Below are 16,080 nucleotides of genomic sequence, written 5' to 3' on the forward strand. Positions count from 1 at the left end.
ACATAGAAAGTAGGAACTAAGTTGCCACAAAAAACGAATGATACGCCGATGATGCGTCAATATTTTTCAGTAAAAAATCAATATCCAGACGCGTTCTTATTCTATCGGTTGGGTGACTTTTATGAAATGTTTTATGACGACGCTATTAAAGGGGCCCAACTCTTAGAATTGACCTTGACAACGCGGAACCATTCCGCCGCCAATCCAATTCCAATGTGTGGGGTGCCGCATCGCGCCGTTCAAAATTATATTGATATTTTAGTGGACAAGGGCTATAAAGTTGCCATTTGTGAACAGATGGAAGACCCTAAGTTGGCAAAGGGTATGGTCAAACGTGAAGTGATTCAGTTGGTCACGCCGGGGACCACGCTAGAACGTGGTGCTGAACAAGCCAAGTCAAACAACTATTTGACGGCCTTGATCCAAGACGCTGGGCAGTATGGGTTTGCATATGCCGATCTATCAACTGGTGAACTCAAGACCAGTTTGTTGACCACTAACGACACGTTGATCAATGAAATCACGAGTTTACAGACGAAAGAAATCGTGGTCGACGACTCGATTGGGGACGACTTGCGCGCCCAACTTAAAAACTTAGACATTTTGATTTCTGAGCAAAACCAGGTTGAACCACAAGCCGAGTTGAGTTATTTGACCCAGGATCTGACGGTCGAACTCGAAACTAAAGTGGTCGAACACTTGTTGATGTACATCAATGTGACGCAAAAGCGGAGTTTGGCCCATCTACAAAAGGCCATTGCTTACGAACCGTCATACTTTTTGAAATTAGACCACAACTCCAAATACAATTTGGAACTGATGCGGTCAATTCGAACTGGCAAGAAACAAGGCACGCTTTTGTGGCTACTGGATGAGACCAAGACTGCAATGGGTGGCCGGCTCCTGAAACAATGGTTAGACCGTCCCTTGATCGTTAAGGCAGATATTGAAACGCGTCAAAATAAAGTGGCCGCACTCCTAGATCACTATTTTGAACGCAGTAATTTGCAAGAAGAACTAGTTAAAGTTTATGACTTGGAACGGTTAGCTGGTCGGGTGGCCTTCGGGAGCGTCAACGGGCGTGACCTGATTCAGTTAAAGACCTCGTTATACCAAGTTCCTAAAATTAGTTATATTTTGTCCGAATTAGATGAAAAAGTCTTCACGGATGAAGTGCAGCATTTAGACCCAGTCGAAGACGTTGCTGACTTGATTGACCGCGCTATCGTTGAAGAGGCACCACTGTCGGTGACCGATGGTGGGGTGATCAAAGACGGTTACGACGAACAACTCGATAAGTATCGCGATGCGATGAATAATGGGAAAAAGTGGATTGCGGCCTTGGAAGCGAAAGAACGCGAAGTGACCGGGATCAAGAACCTCAAGATCGGGTTCAACCGGGTGTTTGGCTATTACATTGAAGTCACCAAGGCTAATTTAGCCCAACTGCCAGCAGATCGCTATGAACGGAAACAAACGCTGACCAACGCCGAACGCTTCAGTACGCCAGAGCTTAAAGAACATGAGAGCTTGATTCTAGAGGCTGAGAGCCATTCAACAGAGCTCGAGTATCAACTCTTCACGAAGGTCCGCGAGACGGTTAAAGGGGCGATCAAGCGGCTTCAAACGTTAGCAAAGGCCGTTGCCGCCATTGATGTGCTGCAAAGTTTTGCGGTGGTCAGTGAAGATTATCATTTCATTCGGCCAACTTTGACGAAATCGCATGATTTAAACATTGTGGAAGGTCGTCATCCAGTCGTTGAAAAAGTCATGGGCAATCAGAGCTATGTCCCAAATGACGTTAAGATGACCCCAGACGAAACAGTCTTACTAATTACTGGGCCGAACATGTCTGGGAAGAGTACTTACATGCGGCAATTGGCTTTGACAGTCATTATGGCGCAGATTGGGTGTTTCGTTCCTGCTAAAGAGGCTAAGTTACCAATTTTTGACCAAATCTTTACGCGGATTGGTGCAACTGATGATCTGATTTCTGGTCAAAGTACGTTCATGGTCGAAATGCAAGAAGCCAATAATGCGTTGAAACATGCTACGGCCAATAGCTTGATTTTGTTTGATGAAATTGGTCGGGGGACCGCGACCTATGATGGGATGGCGTTAGCCCAAGCAATTATTGAATTTGTGCATAACAATATTCACGCTAAGACGTTGTTCTCGACTCATTATCATGAATTAACTGCTTTGGATCAAGAACTCAAGGGATTGCGGAATGTGCACGTCGGCGCGACGGAACAAAACGGCGAGTTAGTCTTTTTGCATAAAGTTGAGACCGGGGCAGCAGATAAATCATATGGGGTCCATGTCGCCAAATTGGCAGGGATGCCCAATGAACTCTTAGATCGTGCCACAACGATTTTGACCAGCTTGGAAAGTCAGACCAGTACCGTGTCAGTTACGCATGAGTCGCTTGCGGCCGCACCAACTGAATCAGCTGAGTCAACTACACCAAGTTCAACGGTTCCCGCAGTTGCAGCAACCACTTCAGAAGCCATTCCGGCGGCAGTCGCTGCCCAACCGGCCCCTGAAGAGCAGCTCTCACTGTTCAGCGAACCCACGGTCACTGATCCCAAGGGGGAAAAGGTCTTACAACAGTTGAAGACCTTGAACTTGATGGCAATGACGCCGATGGACGTGATGAATCAATTGTATAAATGGCAACAAAAGTTAGATAAGTAAGTTAGGTAAAGGAGCCGATGGCAATGGGAAAAATCCATGAATTAGCATCCGTTTTAGCGGATCAGATCGCCGCTGGGGAAGTTGTGGAACGACCCGCATCGGTAGTGAAAGAACTCGTCGAAAATGCCATTGATGCGCATGCGACGCAGATCGATGTTTTAGTGCTTGAATCGGGCGTGCAGTCGATTCGGGTGATCGATGATGGTGATGGCATCGCGGATGACGATGTGTTAACGGCCTTTAAACGGCATGCGACGAGCAAAATTACGTCCCGCGCTGATCTATTTCGGGTCCATTCGCTGGGCTTCCGTGGTGAAGCGTTACCGAGTATCGCTTCCGTTGCGGATGTGGTTTTAACGACCAGTACTGGGACGACGGGGACAAGTATTCATTATCGCGGTGGCAAATTGTTGAAGCAAGTTCCGGCGGCATTACGGCAAGGTACGGATATTACGGTAACGGATCTCTTCTTCAATACGCCGGCGCGGTTGAAGTATTTAAAATCACCGCAAACGGAGCTTGCCAACATTGTGGATATCGTGAATCGCTTAGCACTCAGTTATCCGGGCGTCGCGATTCGGTTAGTGCATAACAGCAAAGAACTGTTACGGACGGCCGGTCGGGGGGACCTACAACAAGTCATCGCCGGAATTTATGGTGTTCAAAATGCGCGTAAGATGGTGGCCATTGAAGGCAAGACCGCAGATTATGCCCTTTCAGGCTATGTCGCATTGCCAGAATTGACACGCGCTAGTCGTCAATATATTACGGTATTGATCAATGGACGGGCCATTAAGAATCAACAATTAACCAAAGCCGTCATCAAAGGGTATGGGTCTAAGCTGATGGTTGGCCGTTATCCGATTGCAGTCATTGCGCTAACCATGGACCCATTGTTGGTCGATGTGAATGTTCATCCAACTAAGCAAGAGGTTCGATTGAGTAAAGAGCCGGATCTGGCCAAATTGATCAGTACCACGATCACCGATCGACTGGCAACGGTCAATTTGATTCCGTCAGCGCTCACGAATTTAGGGAGTCATCGCCGGGAACGACTGAATACGGATCAACTTGCCATCGATTTGAATGCGGCGTCTTCACAATATCAAGTGACGCCACGTTCAGCAACGAGTCAAGCCGCGCCATCATTCGCCGCGGAAGCAACCGAGACGGCCCCGGCCATTTCTGAAGTGGCAGTGCCGGAGTCACCGACTTCGGCTGCACCAGAAGATGAGTCAGCAGCACCTACGCCCATTATGATCAGTGATGAACGGGAGCTCGATAATACTGCCGTGGCCGCGTTTGATGATCGTTATCGTGATGAAGTGGTTGGCTTACCATTTGGCCCAGCTAAGCCTGAAAAGGTGTTGGCTGCTGAACCAGAACCAGCCGTGAAAACAAGTACGGAACGTTTCCCAACGTTGCGTTATCTTGGTCAGATGCACGGGACTTATTTGTTAGCCGAATCTGATGACGGGATGTATATCCTCGATCAGCATGCGGCGCAAGAACGGATCAATTATGAATATTATCGCCAAGCAATTGGTGAGGTTAGCCCAGATCAACAGAACTTGTTAGTCCCAATCATTTTAGATTATCCAACTAGTGATGTGCTAAAAATTAAAGAACAGTTACCATTACTCGATGAACTGGGAATCAAACTCGAGGCATTTGGTGGCAATAGTTTCATCGTACATTCACATCCAACTTGGTTTAAGGCTGGACAAGAAGAAGATACGATTCGTGAAATGATCGATTGGGTCCTGCAAGATGGCCATCTGACAGTCACTCAATTTCGAGAGAAGACGGCTATCATGATGTCATGTAAACGGGCAATCAAGGCGAACCATCATTTGGATGATCAACAAGCACGGGCTTTACTCAAAAAGTTGCCGACTTGCGAAAATCCCTTCAATTGTCCACATGGTCGTCCGGTGACGGTCCATTTTACGAATACGGATATGGAAAAAATGTTCAAACGAATTCAAGATAATCACTTGTCACAATCAGCGAATTAAGTCCAAAGAGTCTGGGATTCCAGGCTCTTTTTTGTGCTCCTAATAGTTATAGCCGAAACGTGGGACAAAAAGCTGCGACCTCCGCTTAGCATAGGGAACCAAACGATTGGAAAGTCCCCAATCATTCGGTTCCCTAAGCTATGCTCGGTAGCAACCCGCTTTTTGTCCCACTCTTGCTAAAAAGCTTAAGTTTTTCATGGGATGGTCGCGACGAACGGGTTTCATGGTAAAATTAAATCATTATTTTAGGACAAATCAATGGGGATCGCGGGGCACTGCGATTTAATGAAGGGGACCAGAGTTTGATTAAATTACGAAAGATTCCGCTATGGGTGAGTTACACCGTGATGTTCATCCTAATTTGTAGCTTGACGTTCAGCAGTCTGTTTTTGGCTGGGCGAACCTTGATCTGGGAAGTTGACGGAATCGCACAGCATTTTCCGATTTTATTAGAATTTCAAAAAATCTTACAGCATGATCCGATGAGCTTGTTTAGCTGGTCCTGGAACTTGGGGTTAGGGGCTGACCAGTTAACGACGTTTGCCTACTATGTGGTCGGTGATCCATTCAACTATTTGGTGGCAGTCACGTCGCGTGCACATTTGGAACTGACGTATCAAGTTTTAATTATTTTGCGGCTCTATTGCGCGGGACTAGCCTTCTTAGGCTTCAGCAAACAGTTCCATTTTAGCCGGCTCAGTCGCCTGATTGGGACGCTGACTTACACGTTCACTGCCTACACGTTCTACGTCGGCATGCATCATCCGTTCTTTATCTTACCGATGATCTGGTTTCCATTGCTCTGCTGGGCGATTGAACGGGTCTTGCAAGGCAAAAATTGGCTGCCAGTGACGCTCATCACGGCCTTAGTGATTACGAGCAACTTTTATTTTGCGTATTTGCTAGCCTTGGGGAGTTTGATCTACGCTTTCGTGCGCTTTTGGCAGCTGAAACGTGAGCAACGGCTGACGACAAAATTTATGACGTTGTTTTGGCGGTTATTAGCGGCGGTCACGCTAGGAGTGGCAATGGCTGGCATCGTCTTAGTGCCAACAATTTTGGCCATGTTGCACGCGACGCGGACGAGTTTTGACTTTGCCAATGGCTTGTGGACTTACCCAATTAATTATTATGTCAATTTACCAAACCGATTATTAACGAATGGTGGTAGCGTGCAATATTGGGTGACGCTGGGTCTAAGTAGTATTAGTTTTCTAGGGGCAATCTTCACGTTACGGCATTTTAAACGGTATTGGACGTTGAATTGGGTCATCGTTGCCATGATGATTGGCATCTTAGTACCTGGTTTTGCGGCGTTTTTTAACGTTTTATCTACACCGTCTAACCGTTGGCTAATGATGGCGACGCTCGTCTTTGCCATAGCGACAATGATCTTTATCGATGCCTTGCCGAATTTAACGACCGGTGATTTGAAATGGCTGGCTGGGGTGAGTGGCGGTTTGTTGGCCGTCATTTGGCTAATTAACGGCTTGTATTTAAATATTCGAAAACATGATATTGCAACTTATTTAATTTTATTAGCACTAGTGGGCTTATTATTTGCTCGCAAAGCTTTAAATTTATCCAACCGGCAATTTAATTGGTTGCTGCTGGGGATGGTCACCTTAAACCTCGCCAACAATGGGTTAGGTTGGATGAGTATTAATACGACGTCTAACAGTACCGAACAGATTCGGCGGGGGACGGCCATGAAATGGGTCAAAGGGTACTTGGATGACGCCCAGCAAGGCCTCGCTAAAACTGGCTTCTACCGGACGGCGCTCGGCCCCAATTATTATACGATGCGATCGGCTGAAAGCGATGTGCCGATGGTTTTAGGCACGCACACCGTTGGGTCTTATTTTTCGGTGCAAAGTGGGTATGTTGGTAAGTTGGCGCAAGCGTTGGGTAATTCCGAATACGCGATGAATTCACCGCTGGGCACGCTGGATCAGCGAACCACCTTGAGCAATTTCCTCGGTGTGCGGTATTTATTTGCGCGTGAAGATCAGTTGAAAGGGCAAGCCTTACCGAGTGGCTACCGCGTGGTTAAAACAAAACAGGATGAGCCGAAGATTTACGCGGACCAATTTATTTATGGCTTGAGTAATCATACTGGGACCGTGTTGTTGGAATCCAAACGGGCGTTGCCACTGGTTTATACGCAAACTAAGCAGTTTTCTAACAAGGCCTTTGAAAAGCTGACAGCTACGGATCGAGAACAAGCCTTGTTGCAGGGGGCGTTGACGAGCACTAAGGCCAAAGGGGTGACGACCATTACCCCGAAAGCGAAGAGTGAGAACGTCGATTATACCGTGCAGCTGGATGATACCAATATGTTGGATACGACGGATAAGGTCATGATTTATCGGAATCAACATGCGACTGGTTCCTCCAATAATATTTTGACCAAGTTGCCGGCAACGACGATTATTTTGACGCCAGAACAACGGGAAAGCCTTGCTCCGGCGACTGGGATGACAACCACTTCCAAGCGACTTCAAAGCTTGATCGATGCGAATGCGCAGATTTTTGAAAATGATGGGATTATTAATCAAAATGGCCTGAAGCAGATGGTCAGTGACGTTCAGGGGCATCAATTACCTTATAATTTAACGATTACCCAACCGAAAAAATATCGCAATACTGAATTGTACTTGGTATTAGATGGTATTAGCTATCAAACCTCGTCAATCAAACATGCGATGACGGTCGGCAATCACACGACGGTCTTTTCGGATCGACCGAATACCAAGATTGATAAACTTAATCGATTGCGGGATGGCTTGAAGGGTAATCTGAGTGCAAGTGGTTATAGTTTGACGGCCCAAACGATGGACAATTTAGCGACCTTTAGCCAACTTGGGACGACCAATATGTCTGACTATGAACAGCGCACGTCGGCGGTCATTAATCTTGGCTATAGCAAACATGCACGTGAAAAGATTGTTTTAAACTTCACCCAAGTTCGAAATCTGAAATTCAAGTCAGCCAAGCTGGTTGCGGTACCATTTGGCAAGTCGTATACAAAACAAACGACTAAACTACAAAAGCAAGGTTTGGCAAACTTAAAAGTGACTCGTAATCAAGTGACTGGGACGACTAAAACTAGTCAAGCTAGCGTTTTAACCACAAGCATCCCGTATTCAACCGGTTGGCACCTACAAGTTGACGGTAAGTCCGTCGCGACGCAGGTCGTGAATGACGCCTTCGTTGGGGCGCGGTTGTCAGCTGGAAACCATACCATTAAGTTGACATACACGACGCCAGGCTTGAAATTAGGAACTTGGCTAGCTACGATTAGCTGGCTGGTGGTTATTGGGTTAGCCGGTTGGTTCGGCTATCGAAAGTTTAGGCGGATGAGGTAGTTGATCAATTTCCGCCTGCCGGTTGGTTAACAGTTGTGTATCTGAATATGATCAATCATTTTATAGCAAAAGGGACTGTAACGACTCGCATTGATAACGAGTGGTTACAGTCCCTTTGTCGGCTTAGTCGCTTAAAAATTTAATCAGATGATCCGGTGCAGTCACGGGTTCTTTGAACTTGGCCCAATCGCGGTCAGCAACTAGCATGACTAATTTCGTACTAGTTGTCGTCAACCAAGTTTTACGTGGCGTCACGTTGGTCATGGCTTCCGTAATATCGGCGTTCACGTCATCATCTGTGATCTGCCACAGGCGATGCGTGACGTTGGCTGGATCAGTGAATTCGAAAGCTTTTGGAAAGTGACCGACCCAATCGTCGATCAACATCTCGATCACCGGTTGGGTTGCATACAAGACCGTATTGATTTCAGCGGGAATCATGGTCGAAACGGTTTGATCCACTGGCCAGCTGGCGATGAGGCGCCACTGATGGACGCCATTTTTGGTAATTTCGTACCAATAATAACTGTCGCCAGATTGTGTTTGTTCATCTTCGGCGGACCAAGTTTGGTCACCGGTCGTTAGTTTAGTGAGGCCGCTGGCGTTTGGCAACGCGGCGGTAAAGGGTTTTAATTGCAAAGTAGTTGCACCTCCATAGGGTTTGAGCATAGCATGTTCGGGGCCATTTCAGCAAGTGGGTCGACCGTGAGAAAATCAGCGGTCGAAAGCTATCAAGGAGCGCCTGGAATGTGGTACAATTTAGCAAGCAAACATACGTTTTACTAAAGGAGTTTTGACCGTGTATGAATATTTTTTAGGCCAGATTGTCGATGTCACCCCGGGCTTCGTGGTTATTGAGGTTGCGGGGATCGGCTACAAAGTTTTAACGGCCAATCCTTATCGTTATCAAGTTGGTCCAGACGCCGTGAAAATGTACATCCATCAAGCCGTCAGCGACAATGGCATGTCGTTATTCGGGTTCTTCGATGCAGATGAGAAGGCGTTATTTGAAAAGTTATTGAATGTTTCCGGGATCGGCCCCAAATCAGCGTTGGCAATTCTCGCAAATAATGACCATGCTGGTTTAATCCAAGCCATTAATCAGGGCAATGCCACGTACTTAACAAGTTTCCCAGGTGTCGGCAAGAAAACGGCCCAACAAATTGTTTTAGATTTAAAGGATAAATTAAATGATTTAAATGTTGAGGTCACTGGGCAGACGGAATTAGCAATGCCAACTGACCCAGCCGAAGGAGCGTTGTCAGATGCTTTGGCGGCCTTAGAAGCACTCGGTTACTCAGCGCGTGAGACGAAAAAGATTACGAAGAAGTTAGAGGCCTTCAGCCAAACCAAGTCCACGGATACGAACGACTTGTTGAGTGAAGGGCTTCGGTTATTGACTAAGTAGGAGGGAATTGGATGGACGACGACAAATTATTATCGGGTGACACCACGGATGCCGCCGAAGGGTCTTTGGAAAAGTCGCTTCGTCCGCAGACGTTGGCCCAATATATTGGTCAAGATCGCGTCAAACACGAGCTCAGCGTCTATATTGAAGCTGCGCGGAAGCGTGAAGAATCCTTGGATCATGTGCTGCTGTTTGGCCCACCAGGACTAGGGAAGACGACACTAGCCATGGTGATCGCCAATGAGATGCAAGTGCATATTCGGACGACGAGTGGTCCGGCGATTGAAAAGCCCGGCGATTTGGTGGCACTCTTGAATGAATTGGATCCTGGTGATATCTTATTCATTGATGAAATTCACCGGTTGCCAAAAATCGTGGAAGAAATGCTCTATTCGGCGATGGAAGACTTTTTCGTGGATATCGTGGTCGGTCAAGGGCCAACTGCGCATCCGGTCCATTTTCCATTACCACCGTTCACCTTGATTGGTGCTACCACGCGGGCGGGGATGTTATCGGCGCCGTTGCGTGACCGGTTCGGGATCGTCGAACATATGGCATATTATCAAGTGGCGGATTTGGAAGATATTGTCAAACGGACCGCGGATATTTTTCAGACGCCGATCAAGCCCTCTGGTGCGCATGAAATCGCTAGCCGATCGCGCGGTACGCCCCGGATCGCGAACCGCTTGTTTAAACGGATTCGAGATTTTGCGGAAGTCGCTGATAAAGACGCCATCGATGAGGCCATCGTGAGTCGTTCGCTGACCTATTTACGCGTCGATGATGCCGGCTTGGACGAAACGGATAACAAATTACTGCGCACCATGCTAGAATATTACGATGGCGGGCCAGTGGGCTTAGCCACGATTGCGGCGAACATCGGTGAAGAGACCGACACGATTGCGGAAGTCGTCGAACCTTACTTGTTACAAATTGGGTTCTTGAAGCGGACGCAGCGTGGTCGAGTCGTCACCTTAAAAGGTTATCAACACATGGGTTTTCCATACCCAGAAAATAAATAGATTAGAGGTCACCCCAATGAGCTTAACGCTTGAAGATTTTGATTATGATTTACCACATGAATTAATTGCCCAAACCCCAATTAAACAACGGGATACGTCCCGTTTACTGGAATTAGATCGCCAAACCGGTGAAATGCAAGATAAACACTTCTACGATATTATCGATCAATTAAATCCTGGCGATGCTGTTGTCATGAATAATTCACGGGTCATGCCGGCGCGGTTGTATGGCGTTAAGCCTGAAACCGGTGGCCATGCAGAAGTTTTGTTATTGCATAATACCGAAGGCGATGAATGGGAAACGCTGATGAAGCCCGCCAAACGTGCCAAAGTCGGCACTGTCATTTCATTTGGCGACGGCAAGTTAACGGCGACCGTTACCGCTGAAAAAGAAGACGGTATTCGGATGATTGAATTCCACTATGATGGCATCTTCATGGAAATTCTTGAAAGCTTAGGCGAAACGCCATTGCCACCTTATATCAAAGAAAAGTTGGACGATCCAGACCGCTATCAAACGGTTTATGCCAAGGAAAATGGTTCTGCGGCGGCCCCAACTGCTGGTTTACATTGGACGAAAGACTTATTACAGAAAGTCCAAGATAAAGGTGTTAAGTTGGTTTATTTGACCTTGCACGTTGGGTTAGGGACCTTCCGACCAGTGGAAGAGGACAATATCGAAGACCATAAGATGCACAGCGAATTTTATCGTCTTGATGAAGACGCTGCTAAGACGTTGAATGAAGTGCGTGCGAACGGTGGGCGAATCATTGCGACCGGGACGACGTCGATTCGGACCCTGGAAACGGTTGGGACGAAGTTTGATGGCGAAATCAAGCCTGATTCTGGCTGGACTGATATCTTCATCAAACCTGGCTATCAATGGAAAGTCGTTGATGCTTTTATCACCAACTTCCATTTACCAAAATCGACGTTAGTGATGTTAGTTGCTGCCTTTACGGGTCGTGACATGATTTTGAATGCTTACCAACATGCAATCGATGAGAAGTATCGTTTCTTCAGTTTTGGCGATGCGATGTATATTCACTAAGATAAATCAGACCATGAAAGCTAGTTGATAATTGCCGCTTCCGGTTGTTGTTGCTGGCATGCGGTCGCGGGACCGGGGCAAGCCTGTGAAGCGTCTTGCCCCTCGTTTGGAAGCCTTGCCTAAACCGCAAGTCTTCCGGCCGGTCCGTGGTGTAAGACCGGAAAATTCCCAGTCAAACGCCACCCACACGGCCGATGCCATCAACAACAACCTACAGCTAGTCAACTGTTTTGAGTGATTAGTCCGTGATTTGAAATTAATGGCGTCAGTCAGAATTGGTATGCTGGCTTGGCAAGGCTAGTCGGTGTGGCTGTTGAGGCGCAAGGCCGGATTCTGCCTGAAAAAGTGATAAGCCATATGAGACTATGTTAGACATGAGTAATGTTAGTATTACTGGCTTCGTGACAGTTTTGGCATTTTCAACCTTTAGTCACTAAATGCGAAACAGTTTGAGACTGGAACTCAATTAGTTCCGGTCTCTTTTTAGACTAGGCTGTCGCAACGCCAGTCCAATAGCCTTCTAAAGTGTTGTTTCATTTGAAGTGAACTTTAACAGGTATAAGAAAGTAGGCTTTACAAATTGGCCTAAGCGAATACAGATTTAGCCAGTCACGCCGAGTTAGCGCAGGCTGGGCTGGATGGCGCTCAGTGGTGAAATTTCACTTAGTTGGGGAACTTTCCCGGCTTAGTGAAAGCCCGTCTTGTGAGACCGTATTTTGGCTCACAAACGTGGCCACCACGTTCCAGCGTCGATCCAGACCAGCCGGAGCGGCAATTGAACGGCTCCCATGCTGGTTCAGTGGCTGAAATCGTGCTATGATATTGAAAGTTTAGATAAGGAATTAACGGAGGCAATAAATCATATGGAACCGGCAATTAAATACCGATTAATTAAGAAAGAAAAACATACAGGTGCGCGTTTGGGTGAATTGATCACCCCACATGGCACTTTCCCAACGCCAATGTTTATGCCCGTGGGAACTCAGGCAAGTGTGAAATCATTGGCACCAGAAGAGCTGGATGCGATGGGAGCAGGCGTCATCCTTTCCAATACCTATCACTTATGGCTCCGTCCTGGTGAGCAGATCGTTAAAGAAGCTGGTGGCTTACATCAGTTTATGAATTGGAAAAAAGGTATTTTGACCGATTCTGGTGGTTTCCAAGTGTTCTCATTGGCGAAAAATCGCGATATTACTGAAGAAGGGGTCCATTTTAAGGATCATCTGAGTGGGGCGAAGCGCTTCCTCTCACCTGAAAAGGCGATTCAAGTAGAAAATGACTTAGGACCAGATATTATGATGAGTTTGGATGAATGCCCACCATTCTTCGAAAGTTACGAATATGTCCGCAATTCAGTCGCCCGGACGAGTCGTTGGGCGGAACGCGGCTTGAAAGCCCATCAACATCCCGACTATCAAGGGTTATTTGGCATCGTTCAAGGGGCTGGCTTTAAGGATTTACGTGAACAGAGTGCCAAGGATTTGGTCAGCATGGACTTTCCTGGTTACTCGATTGGTGGCTTGTCTGTTGGGGAATCTAAGGCGGAGATGAATCACGTGCTCGATTTCACGACGCCATTGTTGCCAGAGAATAAGCCGCGTTATTTGATGGGTGTTGGTTCAGCGGATGCCTTGATCGATGGCACGATTCGTGGCGTCGATATGTTCGACTGTGTTTTGCCAACCCGAATCGCTAGAAATGGGACTTGTATGACGTCACACGGCCGTTTAGTCGTTAAGAATGCCAAATATGCGCATGACTTTACGCCGTTAGATGACAACTGTGATTGTTATACTTGCCGTAATTTCTCGCGTGCTTATATTCGACACTTGATCAAAGCTGACGAAACGTTCGGATTACGGTTAACAAGTTATCATAACTTATATTTTCTTTTGCACCTGATGCAACAGGTTCGCCAGTCGATTATGGACGATAACTTACTAGAATTCCGTGAAAACTTTTTTGAAATGTACGGCTTTAACAAGAAAAACGCTAAAAACTTCTAGGGATACTAGTAATTTATAGCGTAATTTGTTAAAGTTAAAGATAGTCAAACATAGATTAGGAGCGATATTCAAATGGGTCAACTAACATCAATTATCTTTATCGTGGTTATGTTCGGGTTCTTGTACTTCTTCATGATCCGGCCACAACGTAAACAACAACAACAACATCAACAAATGCTCAGCAAAATCAAACGTGGCGACAAGGTTACCACGATTGGTCGTTTGCATGGGGTCGTCGACGAAGTTAATGAAGCTGAAAAGACAGTGACATTAGACTGTGACGGCATCTTCTTGGTCTTTGATTTAAGCGCCGTTGCTAAAATTGCGCCTAAGGCCGATGCAGCTGCTAAAGCAACTGATGCTAAGCCAGCCGACGCTGACAAAGCTGCAGATGATTCAGCTGATACCGAAGAAAGCCATATCGACTCAGCTGCCAGCAACGTTGACAGTGCTGCCGAAAGCGCTGATAGCGCCGCAGATGATTCAGAAGCAAAATAAGTGATTGTGTCATGAAAACGTCTGACCTTAATTGGTTGGGCGTTTTTTCGTGACTTTTTTGATTGAATGACGTATTTAGAAAGTGTCACGACCGATACTAAAGTGCTATTGATTGTGAACATAATCTAAAGATTGAGGTGACTGTTTGAAAAGGAACTATGTTAATACTTGTTAATACCGTTTCTTCCGGCTATACTGTAATCACAGAATGGAGTGGTTACGTTGCCAACTACTAAGGTTTTTAAAACAAGGATGCAAGGAAATTCAGTTAGTATCAGTATTGCAAAAGATGCTGATGTTCCTGTGGGAAGGGAGTACTCATTCGAGATGGATAAGGATGGTCGCTTAATTTATACGCCGGTAGTAGAAAAGAAGAATCCCTGGCATGATGGGACTCTTGATGGCTATGATTTTGAAGCAGATGTGAAGCAGATGGGTTTCAATGGTGGATATGAATCTTCTATTGGAGCGGAAGGTGGTCAATATTAAGCCTAGACAGGGTGATTTGATCCTGATTGATTCTGAACCGCATGCAGGTCATGAATTTGGTGGGCATGATTCTCAGAAGGAAAATATTCGACGCCCGATGGTGGTTCTAAGCAACACTGATTATAATCAACATACTGTATATGTCATTGGGATGTTGATAACGCATGCCTTTAAAGAAAATCGAACTTTATATTATCCACTAGTCAATCCGAATGCTAAGATTCAGGGTAGCGTAATTATGTGGCAAACTTATTGTTATGATTACAATGCTCGACATGGTCAAATTATTGGTCAAGTATCTGATAAAACATTAACGATTTTGTTGGATAATCTTCGGAACCTATTCAAATAACATATTTTCAGCGTCTGACCTTAATTGGTTGGGCGTTTTTTCGTATTTATCAAAAAATTAGTCGAATTATTTTAAAAAAATTCAAAACAGTTCCTATAACGACATATAGCGTCGTCTCGATTTGATATGATACTCGTAGTGTGACTTAGCAAGTGGCTATTAGAAAATTAAGACGAGCGAGGGGAATAGTAATGACAAATACGGAACGGATTATTAATGTTTTTATTGATTTACTAGCTGGGCAGCCGTTGACGACGGAACAATTCATGGAAAAATATCATGTCACTAAGCGGACCGTTCAACGGGATATGGGAAGTTTACGTGACTTGTTGGCAGCTAGCAAGATCGACTATCAGTTTGAGCATAAGAATCGGTCCAATCTGTATGCGCTAACGCCCACTAATCGAATCCAATTAGAACAAGCCCTCAGCCTGTTGAAACTGATGATTGGGACGCGAGCTTTTCAAAAGGATGAGCTGGTGCAGATTGTGGACGCGTTGACTGCGCTCTTAGCACCGGATGAACAGGACGTTGTACGCAAGTTGTGTAGCGTGAGTCTAGCGGAATATACGCCAGTGGGGCAGCCTGATCAGGTCTTATTACCGCGCTTAAAGCAGTTTTCAACTTGGATCATGAAAAGGACGACGTTGAGTTTTAAGTATCAGCATAGCTATGATGGTCAGGTCCATTCGGAAATTGGTGTGCCAATCAGTGTCTATTTTGCCAACTACTACTTTTATATTGTGATGTTTAATGAGCATCGGCCGCAAGGGGTCTATCGGCTGGACCGTTTCCGCACAGTTAAACCGGTGACTGATCGTAAGATTCGGTTACGGTATGATAAAAAAATTAATGAGGCAGATTTGAACAATAAAACTTATTTATTACACGGTGGGAGCGACTTGACTTACACGTTCCGTTATTGGGCTTTCCCGCAAACAGCGCTTGATAAGCTTCCTAACTCCCGTGTCATTAAAGTCATGCCAGATCAGAGTGTGATCATTGAAGCGGAGTCCTTTGAACAAGGTGTGTTGCTCTGGCTATTGGGCCAGGGACCACGGGTTAAAGTTTTGACGCCACCGTCACTTGTCAATGCAGTTCAAGATGCCCTTAAAGCGACATTGGCGAAATATGATCAGTGGGTTCAATGAGAGCTTAGTGGCAAAACGGG

The 16,080-nt window shown here is 46.0% G+C and carries 12 protein-coding genes; 11 read left to right on the forward strand and 1 reads right to left on the reverse strand.

The window, feature by feature from the left end:
- Positions 1-21: 21 nt before the first annotated feature.
- From mutS to FFM70_RS04500, 3 genes are all read left to right on the forward strand, one after another.
- The gene (gene mutS / locus FFM70_RS04490) at positions 22-2,697 is read left to right on the forward strand and encodes a DNA mismatch repair protein MutS (protein WP_137615649.1); all 2,676 of its coding nucleotides are present in this window, start codon (positions 22-24) and stop codon (positions 2,695-2,697) included.
- Positions 2,698-2,720: 23 nt separating this feature from the next.
- Positions 2,721-4,715 (forward strand): DNA mismatch repair endonuclease MutL, encoded by a 1,995-nt coding sequence (gene mutL, locus FFM70_RS04495; RefSeq protein WP_137615650.1) that lies wholly within the window; start codon positions 2,721-2,723, stop codon positions 4,713-4,715.
- 302 nt (positions 4,716-5,017) lie between these two features.
- Positions 5,018-8,083: a YfhO family protein gene (locus tag FFM70_RS04500; protein ID WP_137615651.1), complete on the forward strand. Its 3,066-nt coding sequence runs from the start codon at positions 5,018-5,020 to the stop codon at positions 8,081-8,083.
- Positions 8,084-8,206: 123 nt separating this feature from the next.
- Here FFM70_RS04500 and FFM70_RS04505 read toward each other — a convergent pair whose 3' ends face one another.
- The gene (locus FFM70_RS04505; RefSeq protein ID WP_137615652.1) at positions 8,207-8,722 is read right to left on the reverse strand and encodes a DUF1015 family protein; all 516 of its coding nucleotides are present in this window, start codon (positions 8,720-8,722) and stop codon (positions 8,207-8,209) included.
- A gap of 160 nt (positions 8,723-8,882) precedes the next feature.
- Here FFM70_RS04505 and ruvA point away from each other — a divergent pair, with 160 nt between their 5' ends.
- The 8 genes from ruvA to FFM70_RS04545 all read left to right on the forward strand — a co-directional run bounded on the left by ruvA (position 8,883) and on the right by FFM70_RS04545 (position 16,060).
- Positions 8,883-9,491 (forward strand): Holliday junction branch migration protein RuvA, encoded by a 609-nt coding sequence (ruvA, locus tag FFM70_RS04510; RefSeq protein WP_137615653.1) that lies wholly within the window; start codon positions 8,883-8,885, stop codon positions 9,489-9,491.
- 11 nt (positions 9,492-9,502) lie between these two features.
- The gene (gene ruvB / locus FFM70_RS04515; protein ID WP_137615654.1) at positions 9,503-10,513 is read left to right on the forward strand and encodes a Holliday junction branch migration DNA helicase RuvB; all 1,011 of its coding nucleotides are present in this window, start codon (positions 9,503-9,505) and stop codon (positions 10,511-10,513) included.
- A gap of 16 nt (positions 10,514-10,529) precedes the next feature.
- Complete coding sequence (queA, locus tag FFM70_RS04520) at positions 10,530-11,564, forward strand: tRNA preQ1(34) S-adenosylmethionine ribosyltransferase-isomerase QueA (protein ID WP_137615655.1); 1,035 nt, start codon at positions 10,530-10,532, stop codon at positions 11,562-11,564.
- 863 nt (positions 11,565-12,427) lie between these two features.
- Positions 12,428-13,570 carry a tRNA guanosine(34) transglycosylase Tgt gene (tgt, locus tag FFM70_RS04525; protein ID WP_137615656.1) on the forward strand — a complete coding sequence of 381 codons (1,143 nt, stop codon included), beginning with the start codon at positions 12,428-12,430 and terminating at the stop codon, positions 13,568-13,570.
- A gap of 72 nt (positions 13,571-13,642) precedes the next feature.
- Positions 13,643-14,068 (forward strand): preprotein translocase subunit YajC, encoded by a 426-nt coding sequence (yajC, locus tag FFM70_RS04530; RefSeq protein ID WP_137615657.1) that lies wholly within the window; start codon positions 13,643-13,645, stop codon positions 14,066-14,068.
- 222 nt (positions 14,069-14,290) lie between these two features.
- Positions 14,291-14,557, forward strand: coding sequence for a hypothetical protein (locus FFM70_RS04535; RefSeq protein WP_137615658.1), 267 nt, complete (start codon positions 14,291-14,293; stop codon positions 14,555-14,557).
- The gene (locus tag FFM70_RS04540) at positions 14,544-14,909 is read left to right on the forward strand and encodes a type II toxin-antitoxin system PemK/MazF family toxin (protein WP_171002296.1); all 366 of its coding nucleotides are present in this window, start codon (positions 14,544-14,546) and stop codon (positions 14,907-14,909) included. Before FFM70_RS04535 ends, FFM70_RS04540 begins: the two co-directional genes overlap by 14 nt.
- Before the next feature lie 191 nt (positions 14,910-15,100).
- Positions 15,101-16,060: a helix-turn-helix transcriptional regulator gene (locus tag FFM70_RS04545; protein ID WP_137615660.1), complete on the forward strand. Its 960-nt coding sequence runs from the start codon at positions 15,101-15,103 to the stop codon at positions 16,058-16,060.
- Positions 16,061-16,080: the final 20 nt, after the last annotated feature.

The organism is Lactiplantibacillus nangangensis (assembly GCF_005405065.1).
In the GTDB taxonomy this organism is placed as follows: Bacteria; Bacillota; Bacilli; order Lactobacillales; family Lactobacillaceae; genus Lactiplantibacillus; species Lactiplantibacillus nangangensis.

Coding starts and splice junctions, on each gene's coding strand:
- mutL (WP_137615650.1), top strand. CDS start 2,721: ATGGGAAAAATCCATGAATTAGCATCCGTTTTAGCGGATCAGATCGCC.
- ruvB (WP_137615654.1), top strand. CDS start 9,503: ATGGACGACGACAAATTATTATCGGGTGACACCACGGATGCCGCCGAA.
- queA (WP_137615655.1), top strand. CDS start 10,530: ATGAGCTTAACGCTTGAAGATTTTGATTATGATTTACCACATGAATTA.
- tgt (WP_137615656.1), top strand. CDS start 12,428: ATGGAACCGGCAATTAAATACCGATTAATTAAGAAAGAAAAACATACA.
- yajC (WP_137615657.1), top strand. CDS start 13,643: ATGGGTCAACTAACATCAATTATCTTTATCGTGGTTATGTTCGGGTTC.
- FFM70_RS04545 (WP_137615660.1), top strand. CDS start 15,101: ATGACAAATACGGAACGGATTATTAATGTTTTTATTGATTTACTAGCT.